This is a genomic window from Pseudoglutamicibacter cumminsii (genome assembly GCF_016907775.1).
GTDB lineage: Bacteria > Actinomycetota > Actinomycetes > Actinomycetales > Micrococcaceae > Pseudoglutamicibacter > Pseudoglutamicibacter cumminsii.
In genome coordinates, this window is record NZ_JAFBCO010000001.1 from 2188208 (window position 1) to 2204521 (window position 16314).

The 16314-nt window shown below is 59.7% G+C and carries 11 protein-coding genes; 3 read left to right on the forward strand and 8 right to left on the reverse strand.

Going from position 1 to position 16314, the window contains the following annotated elements:
* Window positions 1-60 precede the first annotated feature (60 nt).
* The gene (locus JOD50_RS10010) at window positions 61-3369 is read left to right on the forward strand and encodes an efflux RND transporter permease subunit (protein ID WP_204881409.1); all 3309 of its coding nucleotides are present in this window, start codon (window positions 61-63) and stop codon (window positions 3367-3369) included.
* 77 nt (window positions 3370-3446) lie between these two features.
* On the opposite strand, the gene JOD50_RS10015 is transcribed toward JOD50_RS10010, so the two are convergent.
* The 5 genes from JOD50_RS10015 to JOD50_RS10035 all read right to left on the reverse strand — a co-directional run bounded on the left by JOD50_RS10015 (window position 3447) and on the right by JOD50_RS10035 (window position 11862).
* The gene (locus JOD50_RS10015; RefSeq protein ID WP_204881410.1) at window positions 3447-4850 is read right to left on the reverse strand and encodes an MFS transporter; all 1404 of its coding nucleotides are present in this window, start codon (window positions 4848-4850) and stop codon (window positions 3447-3449) included.
* 300 nt (window positions 4851-5150) lie between these two features.
* Window positions 5151-6101, reverse strand: coding sequence for a beta-ketoacyl-ACP synthase 3 (locus JOD50_RS10020; RefSeq protein ID WP_338052108.1), 951 nt, complete (start codon window positions 6099-6101; stop codon window positions 5151-5153).
* 21 nt (window positions 6102-6122) lie between these two features.
* Window positions 6123-7394 carry an MFS transporter gene (locus JOD50_RS10025; RefSeq protein ID WP_204881411.1) on the reverse strand — a complete coding sequence of 424 codons (1272 nt, stop codon included), beginning with the start codon at window positions 7392-7394 and terminating at the stop codon, window positions 6123-6125.
* A gap of 44 nt (window positions 7395-7438) precedes the next feature.
* The gene (locus JOD50_RS10030) at window positions 7439-10663 is read right to left on the reverse strand and encodes an AAA family ATPase (RefSeq protein WP_204881412.1); all 3225 of its coding nucleotides are present in this window, start codon (window positions 10661-10663) and stop codon (window positions 7439-7441) included.
* Complete coding sequence (locus tag JOD50_RS10035) at window positions 10660-11862, reverse strand: exonuclease SbcCD subunit D (RefSeq protein WP_204881413.1); 1203 nt, start codon at window positions 11860-11862, stop codon at window positions 10660-10662. The genes JOD50_RS10030 and JOD50_RS10035 overlap by 4 nt, the downstream gene beginning before the upstream one ends.
* Window positions 11863-11973: 111 nt before the next feature.
* Between JOD50_RS10035 and JOD50_RS10040 the strand changes: the two genes are divergently transcribed.
* Window positions 11974-12936, forward strand: a complete 963-nt coding sequence (locus JOD50_RS10040) for a hypothetical protein (protein WP_204881414.1) — start codon at window positions 11974-11976, stop codon at window positions 12934-12936.
* 56 nt (window positions 12937-12992) lie between these two features.
* Here JOD50_RS10040 and JOD50_RS10045 read toward each other — a convergent pair whose 3' ends face one another.
* Entirely contained in the window at window positions 12993-13994 is a 1002-nt protein-coding gene (locus JOD50_RS10045; protein ID WP_101629495.1) for an exonuclease domain-containing protein, read from the reverse strand.
* 114 nt (window positions 13995-14108) lie between these two features.
* Here JOD50_RS10045 and JOD50_RS10050 point away from each other — a divergent pair, with 114 nt between their 5' ends.
* Complete coding sequence (locus JOD50_RS10050) at window positions 14109-14783, forward strand: VTT domain-containing protein (RefSeq protein ID WP_204881650.1); 675 nt, start codon at window positions 14109-14111, stop codon at window positions 14781-14783.
* Window positions 14784-14904: 121 nt separating this feature from the next.
* Here JOD50_RS10050 and rdgB read toward each other — a convergent pair whose 3' ends face one another.
* Together rdgB and rph are read right to left on the reverse strand one after the other, a co-directional pair.
* Complete coding sequence (gene rdgB, locus JOD50_RS10055; protein ID WP_204881415.1) at window positions 14905-15570, reverse strand: RdgB/HAM1 family non-canonical purine NTP pyrophosphatase; 666 nt, start codon at window positions 15568-15570, stop codon at window positions 14905-14907.
* A complete protein-coding gene (rph, locus tag JOD50_RS10060) occupies window positions 15567-16310 on the reverse strand; it encodes a ribonuclease PH (RefSeq protein ID WP_204881416.1) in 744 nt (247 codons plus the stop codon). The genes rdgB and rph overlap by 4 nt, the downstream gene beginning before the upstream one ends.
* Window positions 16311-16314: the final 4 nt, after the last annotated feature.

Genomic DNA, 16314 nt, shown 5'->3' on the forward strand with positions numbered 1-16314 from the left:
ACCGTGACATAAAGTCACGGCTCCTTCCTCTCTTTTTTCGCCCTTACTTCAAGGACTTCCATGCATCACTTGGCGAAGGTCTCGCTACGCAACCGGGCACTCATCATCTTGATCACGCTCTTCATCAGCGCGTTCGGCGTCGTCTCGATGAATCAGCTCAAGCAAGAACTCATGCCTTCTGTTGAGTTCTCCATCATCTCGGTTGCGGCCCAGCAGCCAGGTGCATCCCCGCACGTCATGGACGAACAGGTCGCACAGCCTTTGGAGCGTTCGCTACAGGCTGTCGAAGGGCTCGAATCGACTAAGTCGACCTCGCGCGCAGGCTTGACCACCATCCAGTTGTCCCTCAACTATGGGACCAACATGGACCGGGCACGCAACCAGGTTGAACGTGCGATATCCAACGCCCGTGACCTGCTGCCCGATGGCGTATCCCCCACCTCTTTCGCGGGTTCCTTCAGCGATTTCCCCGTGGTTTACTACGCGGTATCAGGGGAAGGCTCGCTCTCGGCTGTCGCTGACCGTGTGACATCCAACGTCATTCCTGAGATTGAACGCCTGGATGGTGTCCGGCAAGCCCAGCTGACGGGCGCGAGCACTCAGTACGTCAAAGTCACCCCAGACGAAAAGAAGATGAAGGATGCGGGTCTGACTGAACAGGAGCTACAGAAGGCGATCAGCGAGGTTGGTCGCTCCGTACCGCTCGGTTCGGTTGAAGACGGGTCCCTGGCTCTCCCAGCCGAGACTAATGGCGCTCCCAAGGATCTCGATGAGTGGCGTAAACTTCCGATCGCCGCGACGGCAAACGCGCAAGCCCCCGGTGCTGGTGACGCGGCGGCACGCTCGCAGGCGGCACCACAGTCGCCGGAACAGGCACCTGGGCAGACGCAGAGGCAGGTGCAGAAACCGAAGATCTCACTGCTAGGTGATGTCGCGAAGGTTGAGCTTGCTGATGAGGAAAGCTCCTCGATCACGCGAACCAACGGTGAACTGTCTCTTGCGCTCTCGATCACGAAAACCCCGGATGCGGATACGGTTCGGGTCGTCGAAGCCATCGAGGAAGCGTTGCCGCAACTACTCAAGGACGCGGATGCCGAGGGTGTTCTGATCTTCGACCAATCCGAGTCGATTACGTCAGCGGTTTCTGACCTCACCAAGGAAGGGCTGCTGGGTCTTGTCTTCGCTGTCCTGGTGATCCTGATCTTCTTGCTGTCTTTCAGAGCAACACTCGTCACCGCGATCTCGATTCCGCTGTCGCTGCTGGCCACGTTCATCGGTCTGTTCGGCTTCGGCTATTCCCTGAACATGCTGACGCTCGGCGCGCTCACGATTTCGATTGGTCGCGTGGTTGATGACGCAATCGTTGTGATCGAAAACATTCGCCGCCACCTCGCCAACGACACCGTCGGTGCCACTACTGGCGCCGACGGCGATGGAGTTGAGGGCGACGGAACGGTCGTATCCCGCCGCAACAGCATCGTCCACGCGGTAAAGGAAGTCGCCGGAGCAATTACCGCATCGACGTTGACGACCGTCGCTGTGTTCGCGCCGATCGCGTTCGTCTCGGGGCTTGCGGGTGAGTTGTTCCGTCCGTTCGCGCTCACGGTGACCATCGCGTTGCTAGCCTCGCTCGTGGTATCGCTGACGATCGTTCCGGTTCTCGCATACTGGTTCATCTCGGGTGAGAAGGGCGCCAAGAAGAGCACTAAGAAGAAGCGTGCTCGACGCAGCGCTGAGACGACAGAACAATTGCCGGCGCTTCAGCGCGCGTACCGCCCGGTTCTGCGATCCACGCAGAAGCACCCGGTGATCACGCTCGTGGCGTCCGTGGCATTGCTCGCCGGATCTATCGCACTAACTCCGTTCATCAAGACGAACATGTTCGGCGATATGGGCGAGACCTCCTTCGATGCCGAGCTTGCTTTGCCGACTGGTTCCTCGTTGGCCACAACTGAAAAGCAAGCACGCATGGTCTCGGATGAGATCGAAAAGGTCGACGGAGTCCGCGACGTACAGTACACCGTTGGCTCCGGCACGGATCAGTTGTCCGTGATGATGGGTGGGCAGGGATCTGATACCGCTCAGTTCATTGTGGTGGTCGATGACTCGTCCAAGGTCAATGAGGCGCGCGATGCGGTTGAAAAGCAGGTGGGCGCGCTCAAGGGCCTGGATGAGAAGGCCGAGTTTGAGGTGTCCGCGCCCGGAACTGGCGGTGGTTTCAACCAGGACATCACAATCGAGGTCCAAGGCACGAGCCTTGAGGTGCTCGCTAAAGCCACGAAGAAGGTCACTGACACGATGCGGGATATCCCTGAGGTGACCGCTATCAAGAACGACCTGACGACGACCCAACCGACAGTGCTCGTTGACGTCGACCGCAAGAAGGCCGCCGAGAAGCGGCTGAGCGCACAGCAGGTGGGAGCGTTGCTCAACGGCACCGTCGAGCCTCTCGAGGCCGGCCGCACAACGTTCGGTTTCCAGACCTACTCGATCAAGATCGGCGAAGGTAAAACGATCTCCTCGATCGAAGACCTTGAGAAGCTGACCATCCCTGCAGCTACTGGCGAGGTCAAGGTTTCGGACGTCGCTAAAGTGACTCAGCAGGATAAGGAAACCGTTGTGGTTTCGCGGAATACCGACCGCATCGCGCAGGTCACGATCTCCCCTACGGCCGCGGGTTTGGGTTCCGTGGCGGACGAGGTAGGTAAGCGGCTGGATCAGCTTGAACTGCCCGATGGCGCGCATGCCACAATCGGTGGCGCGGCGACTCAGCAGGCGGATGCTTTCATGCAGCTCGGTATCGCTGTGTTGCTCGCGATAGCGATCGTCTACATCATCATGGTCGCGACGTTCCGGTCGCTGATCCAGCCGTTCATTCTGCTGATCTCGATTCCGTTCGCGTTCATCGGCTCGCTCCTGGCGTTGCTCATCACGCAGATCCCCCTAGGCCTGCCGTCGCTGATCGGTATGTTGATGCTGGTCGGCATCGTTGTGACGAACGCGATCGTTCTGATCGACCTCATCAACCAGTACCGCGACGCAGCGGATCACCGTGACGCGGGCGAACGGGATGCGATGCCGCTGGATCAGGCGATCGAGCTGGGTGCGTTGCGTAGGCTGCGCCCGATCTTGATGACGGCCCTCGCCACGATCGGCGCGATGGTTCCGACCGCGTTCGGGTTGACCGGCGGCACGGGTGGGTTCATATCGCAACCGCTCGCGGTCGTCGTGATCGGCGGTTTGATTTCCTCGACCCTGCTGACGCTCATCCTCGTTCCGGTCCTCTACCGTCTCGTAGAGGGCCGCCGCGAACGCAAGCGTCTCAAGCGTGCCGATCAACACACGGAAGAAGATACCGTTCCCGCATAAGGAATCACCCTAAACGCAGTGGCGCCCCGGCTGTTCGTCAGCCAGGGCGCCACAGGTTTATTGAGTTACTGAGTTACTCAGTCACGGAAGCTGCGCGCCGTCGTGCGGCGGGTCTCTTCACGCATCGCCAGAGCATCCTGTACGTGGAGGTCACGGTCCGGACGGTCCTTGACCATCGTGACAGCGATGAAGGAGATGACCGAAACGATGATCATGTAGACACCGATCATGTTCGGTTCGCCCGTACGGTTGAGGATCATCTGCGAGATCATCGGTGCGAAAGCACCACCCAGGACGGTACCGAGTGCGTAACCGATCGAAACGCCGGAGTAGCGAACCGAGGACGGGAACATCTCTGCGTACAGAGCCGCCTGAGGGCCGTAGGACAAGCCGAGGCCGACCGTCATGATCAGAACCGCAACAACGTACATCCACAGATCATCAACGGTCTTGACCTGCTTGATCATCATCCACATCGGGATAGCCCACACAGCGAGCAGAGCATAGCCGAGCTGGAAGGTGCGGACACGGCCGATCTTGTCACCGAGCCAGCCGCCGAGGAAGGTGAACGTCAACCAGCCGAACGAGCCGATCACGGTTGCGCCGAGGACCGGGCCGAGTGGCAGTGGATCAACTTCGCGCTTAGCGAGGAAGCCGATGAAGAACGCGATGAGCAGGTAACCGATTGCGTTGTTAGCAATGAAGATGAACGCGGAGAGGAAGACCTCGCGCTTGTTGTGCTTCATGAGCTTGCCCAACGGAGCGGAGGACTCAGCGCGGCGCTCCTGGAGCTCTTCGAAGACTGGCGACTCGGAGACCGCCATGCGGATCAGGTAACCGACGATCACGAGAACGATCGAGATCAGGAAGGTGATGCGCCAGCCCCATGCGAGGAAGGCCTCCATGCCGAGGATCTGCTGGAGCATGAAGATCACACCGGTTGCAAGGATCATGCCGATCGGCACGCCGATCTGAGGGTATGCGCCGAAGAGCGAGCGGCGGCCCTTTGGTGCGTGCTCAACAGCCATGAGGGCTGCGCCACCCCACTCACCACCGGCGGAGAAACCCTGGAGGACGCGGAGAAGCATCAGCAAGAGTGGCGCTGCGACACCGATGGTTTCGTAGGTTGGCACCAGGCCGATCGCTGCGGTCGCGAAGCCCATCATCATGAGCGTCAGCACGAGCATCTTCTTACGGCCGAGCTTGTCACCGAGGTGACCGGCTACGATCGCGCCGAGTGGGCGGAAGAGGAAGGAAATACCGATCGTCGCGAGCGAGATGACCTGCGCGAGGCCCGGCGCATCCTTGGCGAGCGGGTTGAAGTAGAGGTTCGCGAAGACGAGCGATGCCGCCTGCGCGTAGATGAAGAAGTCGTACCACTCGATCGAGGTGCCGACGAGGGTACCGGCAAGGACGCGACGCTCTTCCTTGCGCTTTGTTTTGGCATCGAGATGTGCCGTAGGTGCGGTTGATGTGGTCATGATGCCCTTCTTTGGCCACAGCAGGCTCCGTGATGAAAGAGGGCCTGACTTTGTTGTTGCTAACCGAACGGTCATTCGGTTGTGACGGTCACCACATCATACACAAATTTAATGCGTTGTACGTCACATCGCCACGGTGATGTGCGAAACTTTCGCGTCATAAAGCTTTTGGGTTGTATCCATTCCGGATTAAAAACTGGGGCGCTCCCCTTTTGAGGAGGGAACGCCCCAGTTTGATGACCTAACTCTGCACTCAGGTGCGAGCGCGACTGCGGCCTCTATGTAGCCTCTGAGCAGCCTCTAGGCTGGCAACTTGATGACCTGACCGGCGAAGGTGAAGCCGCCGCCGAAACCGAAGAGCAGAGTGCGGCCGCCGCGTGGAAGTTCGCCCGCGTGCCATGCCTTGGAGAGGCCAAGCGGCACGGATGCCGCGGACGTGTTTCCGGACTCCACGACGTCCTTGATCACGATCTGATCGGTTGCGCCGAGCCCCTTTGCTAGCGGTTCGATGATGCGCAGGTTGGCCTGGTGGAAGGCAAGCACGTCGATGTCTTCGATCGTGAGTCCTGCTGTTTCGAGGACGCGTTGAGCTTCCTTGACGGCACCCGTGAGTGCCCAACGCATGACGTTGCGACCGTTCTGGCTGAAGTATTCCGGCTCGCCGCCGATCACAACAGCGTCGCCGAGCTCCGGAATTGACCCCCATGCAACTGGGCTGATTTCGGGTTCTTCGGTGCGTTCGACCACGAAGGCGCCCGCGCCGTCAGCGGTTAGGACGCATGTGGTGCGGTCGGTGTAGTCGGTGAAGTTGGTGAGCGCTTCGGAACCGATCACGAGGGCGCGTTCGGATACGCCGGAGGAGACGAACTGGTCGGCTACTGCGACGGCATATTCGAAGCCCGAGCACGCCGTGTTGATGTCGAGGACGCCTGGGCGTTCCATCCCGAGGGCTTCCGCGACCCAGGACGCGACGTTCGGGGTGCGGTTCTGGGAGGTCGTGGACGCAACAACGATGAGGTCTACCGATGAAACGTCGGCATCTTTGAGAGCCATGCGGGCGGCTTGGACGGCCATGGTCACGACGGTGTCGTTCTCCCCGACCATGCGGCGCTCTTTGATGCCGGTGCGGGCCTGGATCCATTCGTCGTTGGTGTCGACGAGTTTTTCGAGGTCGTGATTGGAGAGGACTTTCTCTGGCTGAAAGTGGCCGAGACCGATCACGCGGGATCCCAGATAGGTGCGGTTCATCATACGTGTCACTGTATCAATTCTTTATGGCTGCTTTTGCTTGTTGAGGAACGTGTAGAGGGTTGCGCATATCAAGACAACGGTGGAGGCGCTGAGGGTTGCGGCTAGCGCAAGGTGGTGTCCGCCCGCGTCTGTGAGGCGGCCTGCGATGGAGTTGCCCGCTGAGGTTCCGAGTGTGATCGCCGCGGAGAGCAGGGTCATCACGAATCCCATGCGGTGGGATGGCGTGATGCCTGACGCGAGGCTGAAGTTCGTGACGAGGATTGGCCCGATCGGAATACCGAGGAGCAGGATGGCGAGGCTCATCGATAGCGGGGTTTCCGGCAACCAGAGCACGACCACGATGGGTACGAGAGTTGCGGCTGCGGTCAATAGCCGTGCGGTGTGGGTGAAAGTTATAGGCCAGCGTGCCACGGAAAGGGCCGCGAGGCCTGAGGTGATGCCCATGACGGCATAAATCAGGCCACCGGTGCCCGGGTTGCCTGTGTAGTCGGCGAAGTAGGTGAGGATTGTGGCTAGGGACCCGAAGATAGTTCCGACTCCGAGCATTCCGATGACGGTGATAGCGATGAGTGTCGCGTTCCTGCTCGAGGTCGGTTTCGTTACCACGGTTTTGGTTTCCGCGACGTTGGTTCGTGGTCCGCTGATGCGTGAGTAGGCTTCGGTGTGGTGGAGTGCGAACGCTGGGATGATCACGATGCATAGCGCCATCGCAACGTATATGGGTACGGCGGGTCCGAAGGTTGCAGCGAGGATTCCGACGGATGCCGGCCCGAGGACGAAGGCGAGTTCGTCCATCGTTGATTCGTAGCTTTGCGCGGCTTCAAGGGTGCGGAGTTGGTTGGGGTCGCTCCCGTATCTGTTGATCCAACGCACCCGCGTCATGGGCCCTGCGGGTGGGATGGTTGCGCCGGCGAGGAACGCCACGATCATGAGTGCTGGGGTGAGGGTTACGGGCCCGTCGCTGCCTGAACCGAAGTGGAGGACTCCGATGAGGGCGAGGACGTGCATGAGGCATAGCCCGAGGAGTGTTGGTCTCTGCCCGAGTTTGTCGGAGAGTGCACCGGAGATAGGGGTTCCGATTGCGGCTCCTACCCCGCCGATCGCGGTGACGAGGCCGGGGGTTGTGAAGTCTTCAGCTGAGGCGACGATGTAGGTCAGGGAAGCCATGCCTAGCATCGACATGGGTAGACGCGCTAGCAGAGACATCGGAAAATACAGTGCGCCGGCGTCGTGTGCGAGGCGGCGGAAACTCGTAGCCCCTGGTTTTGGGGTTGTGCCTTGTGCTGGTGTCATATGGTTCTCATGCTAACGCTTGAGGCCTGGTTGGTTGTCCCCTTTCAGGTTGCAGGCTGGTCGGCTGTGATGACTTTCACGCTCGAACCGTTTCGGGTTTTCTTCACGTAGATCTGGTCAGGGATTTGGCTACGTAGCTCTTCGACGTGGGAGACGATGCCGATCATGCGGCCGTCTTGTCGGAGCCGGTCGATTCCGGACATCGCTTTGTCGAGGGTTTCTTTGTCGAGCGTTCCGAATCCTTCGTCGACGAACAGGGTCTCGATCGTGATGCCGCCGGTTTCTTCCTGGACGATGTCGGCGAGTCCTAGAGCTAGTGCGAGCGATACGAGGAAGGTCTCTCCCCCGGAAAGTGTTGCGGTTGGACGAACGGTGCTGTTCCAAGAGTCTTCGACTATAAGGTCGAGCCCTGCTTTTCTGTTTCGGCTTTTCGCATCATCGTGCAGGATTCTGTACCGGCCATCGGACAATACGTTGAGCCGGTGGGTTGCAGCTTCCGCTACGGCTTCGAGCCTCGCCGCGAGGACGTAAGCTCGGATACTCATGGATTTCAGGTTCTCGCCACCAGTTCCATTGAGTGCGGCGGCAATACTCTTGGCTCGTTGGGTTTCCGTCCCGAGTTCGCCCCGACGAGAGTCGGCTTCACACAGCTCCTGGAACATTTCCTGGATGTTTTCGTGGGCGTGTTCGGCGTCGTTATGGGCTTTGAGCGCGGCGTCTTTATGTTCTTCTAGAGATGCAAGTCGCGTGCGTTGTTCGGCGAGTTGTTCGTCACTCGGGGTGGCTTTGCCTTCGTCGATGCGTTGGCTTGCGCGTTGAACCGCGCCGAGCATGGCAAGAGCTTTGCACCGTGCTTCGAGTTCTTCGCGTTGCTTGACGTCGTGCTTGAGTAGCGTCGCTTGTTCCTCGTCGAGGAGGTGGCTGGTTACCTCGGCGCGCGTGATGCCGTGTTTGCTGAGGTAGGTCTCCGCTTCAGTACGAGCCTCGTTGAGCGCGGCTTGTGATTCCACGGTTCGGGTGTGCAGATCGATACAGCGCCGCATGTATTCGCTGAACGATTCGAGGGCCGCGCGGAGTGTCTCGATGCTGTCCCAGTCGCCGAGCAGGGAGTGTTGTTCTGTGCGGCGTTGTTCGTCTTCTTTCTGGGTTGCGTCGAGCTTCTCGCGGCTAGCTTTAGATTCTGTATCCGTGTATTCGAGCCGGTTTCGGCTATCGTCCACGGCCTTTTCTGCGGCGCTGACCGCATTTTCGGCACGGACGAGCGCGTCCTCCTGTTGACGAACGCGTTGAAGTTTTTGCGTCAGTTCGTCAATGGATGTTTGGGCCTGCTCGAGGCTCAGCCCGCCAGCGGTGGCGCGGGCTTCGCTGAGCTGCTCGTAGCTTTGACGCTCTTGGTTATGCGCCTCGTCGTTGGCTCGTTCGGCCTGTTGACGTTCGTGCTGTGCAGCTTCAATGTCGCGCTCACTTACCACTGTGCTGTGTTGACTAGCTACAGGTTTGCTAGCTGCAGACGATTCGGGGGCTGTCGAGGTTGCGGTGTCGTTGTAAGCAGCTGGGGCTGGGTGTTCTGTGGCGCCGCAGACGCTGCACGGCTGGCCCGGTGTGAGGTCTTGGGCAAGGCTTGCTACGAGGTGGGCTTCACGCTGCGTGTAGAGGTCGCTTTCGCGTTTCCGGGCTTCGTCGAGCGTACTTTGCGTGGTTTCACTGCGTTGATGCGCGGCCGTGTATGCGGCCTCCGCTTCTTCGACTTTTCGGGCTGCCGCGGCTTGTTCAGAGAGTTTTTTGAGGCGCTCTTGCAGCAGTTCGGATCCCTCGTCAGGGATCTCGCACGAGTTCTTCGTTTCGAGCGCGTTTTCGCGCTGTATTTGAGCCTCAGCCAAGTCCTTGCGCGCTAGCTCTGCTTGGGCTTGACGTTGTTCGTAATCGGTGTGTGCGCGGCGTAGAGCTAGAGCCGATGCTTTGCAGGCTTCTTGGCTCGTGATGAGTTTTCGGTGCAGGATATCGGCTTGTTTAATAGCCAATTCCCACGCGACGAAAGCTTCGACCGGCTGAGAGATTGCCTCAGTTTCCGCTTGAGCATCGACCTCACTAGCTTCAATACCGCTAGCTTCGCCCCCTCTCAAGGCGAGTTGCGCGTAAGGATAAGCATTTCTCGGTTGCTCAACCGGTAAGGCGCCTGGTAGTTCTGCGCGGGCATTCTGGAATGCGGCATTGAGCTTGTCGACTGCGTGCGAGGCTTTCTCTTCTGCGTTCAGGAAGCGTTGCGCTTCGCTGGCCAACTCGTGTTGTTTCAGGGCTTGGTGTTTCTGCTCCGCGCCGGCTTGGGTGTCTTCAAGTTCTGTGCGGATGAGCTTGTATTTCTCGTATTCCTTGGCATCGCTCACAACCGTTTCAAGCTGAGTGAGCTGTTGTCGCGCTTCCTCATAGCGGCCGAGGGCAACCTGATGCGCTTCCTTTCGCTGCTCAACGCGTTGCAACGCGGTTCTAGTCAGGCCGCGCCCCCACGCAACGTCGTGATCTGTGGCATCGTATTCGGGATTCTGGCCTTCTGCTACTTCGGACTCCGCAGACTCGAGTTCGTAACGCACCGCGAGCCCTTCAAGCTTGTCGAGGGAACGCGCAAAGGCTTGTTCGGTTTCACGGGTCTGGGCTTCGAGCTGCTTCGAGTGTTCGTTCGCTACTCGTTGCAGGTTCTCATACAAGGACACGTCGAAGAGTGTCGAAAGCAGTTGGTCACGCTCATTGGTGTTGCTCTTGAGAAACTGAGCGAATTCGCCTTGGGGGAGCATCGCGACACGCGTGAATTGATCGAGGCTCAACCCCAAGAGGCCCTGGTCACCGTCGAGGAAGGTGTTGACGTCAGCAGGCTTAGCGCCGCGGCTCACCCATTCCCCGTCTATCAGCTGCTCTACATAGGCTTTCGCATGTTCTAGAGTGGTTCCCTCACCACGCAATTTTGGCCGGTCCCATGACGGCGACCGTTTGACACGGTACCGGTGAACGCCGATCGAGAACTCGAGCTCAACAGATGCGCCAACAGAGTCAGGTGCGTAGCTACTCCTGACCGGCGGGTTGGCGCCGAGCTCACCTCTAGCGCCGGGCAGTTTGCCGTAGAGCGCGAAACACACGGCATCAAGAATTGTCGTCTTGCCGGCGCCGGTGTCCCCCTGTAGCAAGAACAGACCGGTGCCTGCGAGTTCGTCAAAGTTGATGGTTTGGGTATCGGCGAAAGGCCCGAATGCTGTGATCGTGAGGCTATGGAGTTTCATGCCCGGCCCTTCTGCATCTGCGCTTCTACGCGTGCTCGGTCAATCAAGTTTTCCAGGAGCTTCGATTCGTCATCATTCGGTGTCCGCTGACGCACGAATTCGAGGAAACCTTCCGCCACTTCTTGCGGATTCTCAGCCTTTTTGATGCGTTCCCTATACGTTTGCGGGTTCTGGGAGTTGCCGCTGTTTTCATGCTGAAGCACGAGGGCTTTAGGGAATCTCTCTCGTAAACGCTCCATAGGGCGTTCGGGGCGTTGCCCATCGGTCAGCGTGACTTGGCAATACGCTTGCTCCGCCCACGCGTGTTCATCGCCGCTCAGCAGCTCATCGAGCGTGCCTTTGAGGATTGCGAGCGGAACCGCCGGCGGCCACGAAACCCACGTGGTGGCCACGTCTTCGCCCGGGTTGATATTGACGATCCAGGCACCCTTTTCTTGCTTGGCTTCCGAAAAAGAATACGGGACCGGCGAACCACTGTATTTCACATTCGGTAATGGGCTTTGCGGACCGTGCAGATGCCCTAGAGCGGTGTAGTCGGCCCATTCGAACAGGTCCGCTGATACCCGGTCCAACTGACCCACGGACAACACGGCTTCGGACTCGCTAGGCGTGCCTCCTGCCGCGAAAAGGTGTGCCATGACCACCGTTCTGATGGGAACATCCCCTGCTTCTTTCGCACGCTGTTCAGCAACCTCGCGGATCCGTTCCACAGCGGCCGCAACCACATCCTGGTGTGTCAGCTTCTCAACACCCAGATCGGCAGCAACAACGCGCGGCTCCAAATACGGAAGCCCATACACGTCGACGTGTTGCACGGCCTTGCCACCGTCCTCGCCCTCCCACTCCGTGAAGCGAACCGGCTCAATGCTCTCTGCGACACTCGTCCGAAAATGCACGCCCGCTGCAGACATGAATCGGCTACCGAAAGACATCCTGCGCGCTGAGTCATGATTCCCGCTCGTGACCACAACGCTGATCCCCACACGCACCAGCTCTTCAAGCGTGTCCTCAAACATCGTCACCGCGCGCTCGGGAGGCACCGTGCGGTCATACACATCCCCTGCGATCAGCACAGCATCCACCGCGTGCTCGCGCGCAGCATCGACCACATCGCGCATCGCTTTCGCCTGAGTATCTTCAAGCGATTCGCCGTGAAAACTGCGCCCTAAATGCCAGTCCGATGTGTGCAGAAACTTCATAGCTTCACCCTACCCAGACCCCCTGACACTTTGATTCTCCGCGTGGCGGGTTGCATATGAGCGAGCCCCGGATGCATCGCATCTATGACTGCTCGCGGCTAGGCTACAGATATGAGCAACATCAACGGTGAGTCCTCGTCCACACCTATCCCCCGTGTAGCCGACAAAGCGGCCTACAGCAAGCTGATCTACGCTGTCCTGAGCGCCGCTGCCGAGGTTGAACGCACCAACGCAACCGACATCGAACAGCTCGGCCCCGAGTCGATGCTGATGCTCTCGATCGGCGATGGACTCACTGAAGCACTCGAATGGGCGCACGAAGGAGTCGCCTCCGACGAACCGGCATGCATGTGGCTCGGTTCCCTACGCTGGATCCGCGCGGTAGATCACGAGCTCCCCGCTGGCGCGCCTACCCCACCATCGCGGCCTTTCACAGACCACATGCTCGCACGCGGAGTCGATAAAGGCGGCGATCCACAGAACATCGCGGGCCTTCGATCGCCTGAAATGAGCCTCCCGCATCGACCTTTCAACCGCCCGGCAGCGAGCGTTCCTGACCTCGCAGCAACTGACGGCCCCGGCGTGCTGGCTCGCGCTATCGCGATCGGCGTGGTTCCCTGCCTGCCGGTCGAACAGACGCGCTCTTTCGCAACCGCAGCCGCCGCTCTCTCCCACGGTTCGCCCAAGGCCCATGCCGCCTGCGCCGATGCCTCCGAACTCATCGTGTGGGCCACGCACCAGATGCCTAACGACACCGATGACAGCGCGTTCATTCAGATGCTGGAAAAGCTCGCTGACGTTAGCGATAACGCTCCGCAGGCAACGGATAACGACGCCGGGCCGGCACGCATGAGCTTGTCACTTGCCGCTGGGGTCGCTTTGACTGCGCTCGGTACCGATGCGGCGCAGGCTAACGCCACGGATGTCGGAACCGCGCTGGCCGACGAAGGCTACGTCCAGGCCGGTATGTTTGCGGCCGCATTGATCGCCGCGGTTACGGGCAAGTCTGGGACGCGACACCACTTCCCGATCGTCGAGGAATACTCCCAAAAGCTCGCCAACCTCATGTTCTGACGCGCCCAGCTGTTCTAACGTGGGTTCTGACGCACCGGTTCATTTGGTGCGCCAGCTCACACGCCGTGTGGCCAATGGCCACCTACGGCCTGGAGGAATTCGGCTTCCGACATCACTGAAATCTCTTGGCCCATGTCGCGGCGTGCCAGCGCGTGCCGGGCCTTGCGCGTCATGCGCCCGGATGTGAGGTCTTCAGCGACGAAGCCGTCGCCGACCACCAAAACGCTCGTCTGAGTCGTCACGCGGTCCGCGGTGTGAGCACCAACGGCCGCCGCGCGCTCTTTCGCTTCGCTACGTGGAATGCCCAGCTCTCCCGTAAACACAACACGCTGTCCGTAAAGCGGATTGGCGGGGTCAGCGTCCATGTTCGGCTCTGGGTTCGGGCCTTCGAGCGGCCATGGCTCACTAAACTGCTGCGGCACTGTGTGACCAGCCGCTCGCCATCCACGGGCGTCACGCAATGCTTTACATTCAGGGTCGCCGGGTTTGAAGCTCGCCATCGTGGACACTTGCAAACCTGCCCGGGCCACCGCCTCCTGAATGCTCTGCGCGCCCAGACGGTGCGCCGCATCCACCCCGATGGCCGCACATGCGCGTGCATCGGCCAACGCATCGTGATGCTCTGTGAGATCAAAGCCTGCGGCATGAGCCGCAAACGGCAACGAATAGGACATGAGGTCATAAACCTTGCGAGCCAGCTGAACCGTGCACGCATAGGCCAGCTTGGAAGCCCCCACCTCGGAAGCCTGCAGACCCGCCCGGATCACACCGATATCGAAAGCGGCGTTATGCGCCAAAACAACGTCAGAACCGATGAACTCAGCAATGTCCGGATAGGCTGCGGCGAAACGCGGGGCCGCGGCAACGTCATCCGGGCGGATCCCGTGAATCGAAACGTTGCGGGGATCGAAATGGTCAAACCCTTGAGGCGGCTGAAGCAAGGAAGAATACGTGTCAACAACCGCACCATCGCGAACCTTCACGAGCCCCACCGCGCACGCGGAGCCTCGAAATCCGTTCGCGGTCTCAAAATCGATTGCAACAAAATCCACAGCCACGTGTCCTAAGTCTAGCCAGTCGTAACGCGGCTCCCCCCGGTGTCCCCACGTACAATTCTGTTCATGCTTAGCAACCTTCTCAATGGTTTAGCCGCCCCAGACGCGGTGACCCACATGACTCATGTCGGCGCCGCTTTCCTGCCTGACTGGCTGAACCCTGACGTCTTCTTGCGCGATTCCGGCCTGGGGCCATGGGTTATCGCCTTGGTCGTCGGAATTATTTTCGCTGAAACCGGCTTACTGCTCGGTTTCTTCCTGCCGGGCGACTCGATGCTATTCACGGCCGGTATGCTCATGGCAACTGGCGCGATCTCTACCCCGTTGTGGATTGCGATCCCGTCCATCATCATCGCGGCGATCGTGGGTAATCAGCTGGGCTACTACATCGGCGAGAAAACAGGGCCCACACTCTACAGCCGCGAGGATTCAAAGGTTTTCAAACGCGAACACGTCGTCAAGGCCCACGATTTCTTTGAGCGTCACGGCGGTAAAGCGCTGATTCTGGCGCGTTTCGTCCCGATTGTTCGCACGTTCGTTCCGGTCATCATCGGTGTCGCCGGAATGAATAAGGCCAAGTACTTCCTCTTCAACGTGATCGGCGCAGTCTTGTGGGGCGGCGGCGTAACGCTGTTGGGTGCGTGGCTCGGCCGTTTCGAGTGGGTTGGCAACAACATCGACATCATCTTCATCGCGATCGTCTTGATCTCGATCTTGCCGATCATCTTTGAGACGGTACGTCACCGCATCAACGCGAAGAAGAACAAGCCAGCGCCTGAAGAGGCTCAGTAATTTCTGACATGCTGAGGTTCTAGAGGCACCAATATCAGCACAAACATGACGATGGGCCGGTTGCGTTGGTACGCAACCGGCCCATCTACGTGTAGGAACAAAACTTTGCCGACGCGGGGCCTTAGCTATTCGTGCATGCCGCGACGATCGATGGCAACAGGGCCTCGATCGCTTTTTTGCGGTGGCTGATGTTGTTCTTCTGTTCGGGCGTGTGCTCGGCAAGAGACTTGCTCGAACCGAGTGGCTGCATGATCGGGTCGTACCCGAATCCGCCGTCACCTTGTGGTTCGGTCAGCAGGGTTCCTTCGAGCTCGCCGCGTTCTACCACTTCAAACCCGTCAGGTGTTGCGACTGCCGCGGCGCACACGAACGATGCGTGACGCTGCACCGGATCGGTGATGTCCGCCATTTGTGCGAGAAGCAAGCGGTTATTCGCTTCGTCGTCGCCGTGGACTCCTGCCCAGCGGGCGGAGAGGAACCCTGGCGAACCACCCATGACGTCAACAGCCAGGCCAGAATCATCGGCGATCGCGATCAGCCCGGTCTCACGCGCCACGGTACGTGCCTTGAGCAGTGCGTTGTCTTCGAACGTAACGCCGGTTTCCACGATGTCAGGTGCGCCTGCCGCTCCCGCATCGATGACCTGCGTGTCCACGTCAAGCCCGTCGACCTTGCCACGCAAGAGCTCACGCAGCTCAGCTAGTTTGCCCTGGTTATGGGAAGCCAGAACGATGCGCGGAGTCGCCTCGCCCGCTGAAGTTTCTGCGTTTGTAGGGTTTTCGTTCATCGCTGCCATCCCAAGGTTTCGCATTGCATTGCGGCGAGTTCCGCCGCGCCGGTCACTGCCAAGTCAAGCAGCGCATCGAGCTCTGAACGGTTGAACGGGGCGCCTTCTGCGGTGCCCTGTACCTCAACAAAGTCACCCGAACCGCGGACCACGACGTTCATGTCGGTCTCAGCCCGCACATCTTCAACGTACGGCAGGTCCAAAACGGGCGTTCCATCGATGATGCCCACGGAAACCGCGGCGACCGTGTCGGTCAGAACCTCGGCATCCTCAGCAACCAAACCTTCTTTACGAGCCCATGCGACCGCGTCGGCGAGCGCCACGAAAGCCCCCGTGATCGCCGCTGTGCGGGTTCCGCCGTCGGCCTGCAGGACGTCGCAGTCCAGCACGATGGTGTTTTCACCCAGCTGGTTCGTGTCAATCACAGAGCGCAGGGATCGGCCGATGAGTCGCGAAATCTCGTGGGTGCGTCCACCGATCTTTCCTTTGACGGATTCGCGCTGATTGCGGGTGTTGGTTGCGCGTGGGAGCATCGCGTATTCGGCGGTGACCCAGCCGCGGCCTTCGCCTTTGAGCCAGCGTGGCACGCCTTCGGTGAAGGACGCGGTGCACAGAACCCGGGTGTTCCCGAATTCGATAAGTGCTGAACCTTCAGCGTTCTTGGACCATGCTCGCGTGATGGTCACGGGGCGCAGTTGATCTGCGCGGCGACCGTCGGCTCGTGTTTGTGTTGTTCCCATGCGG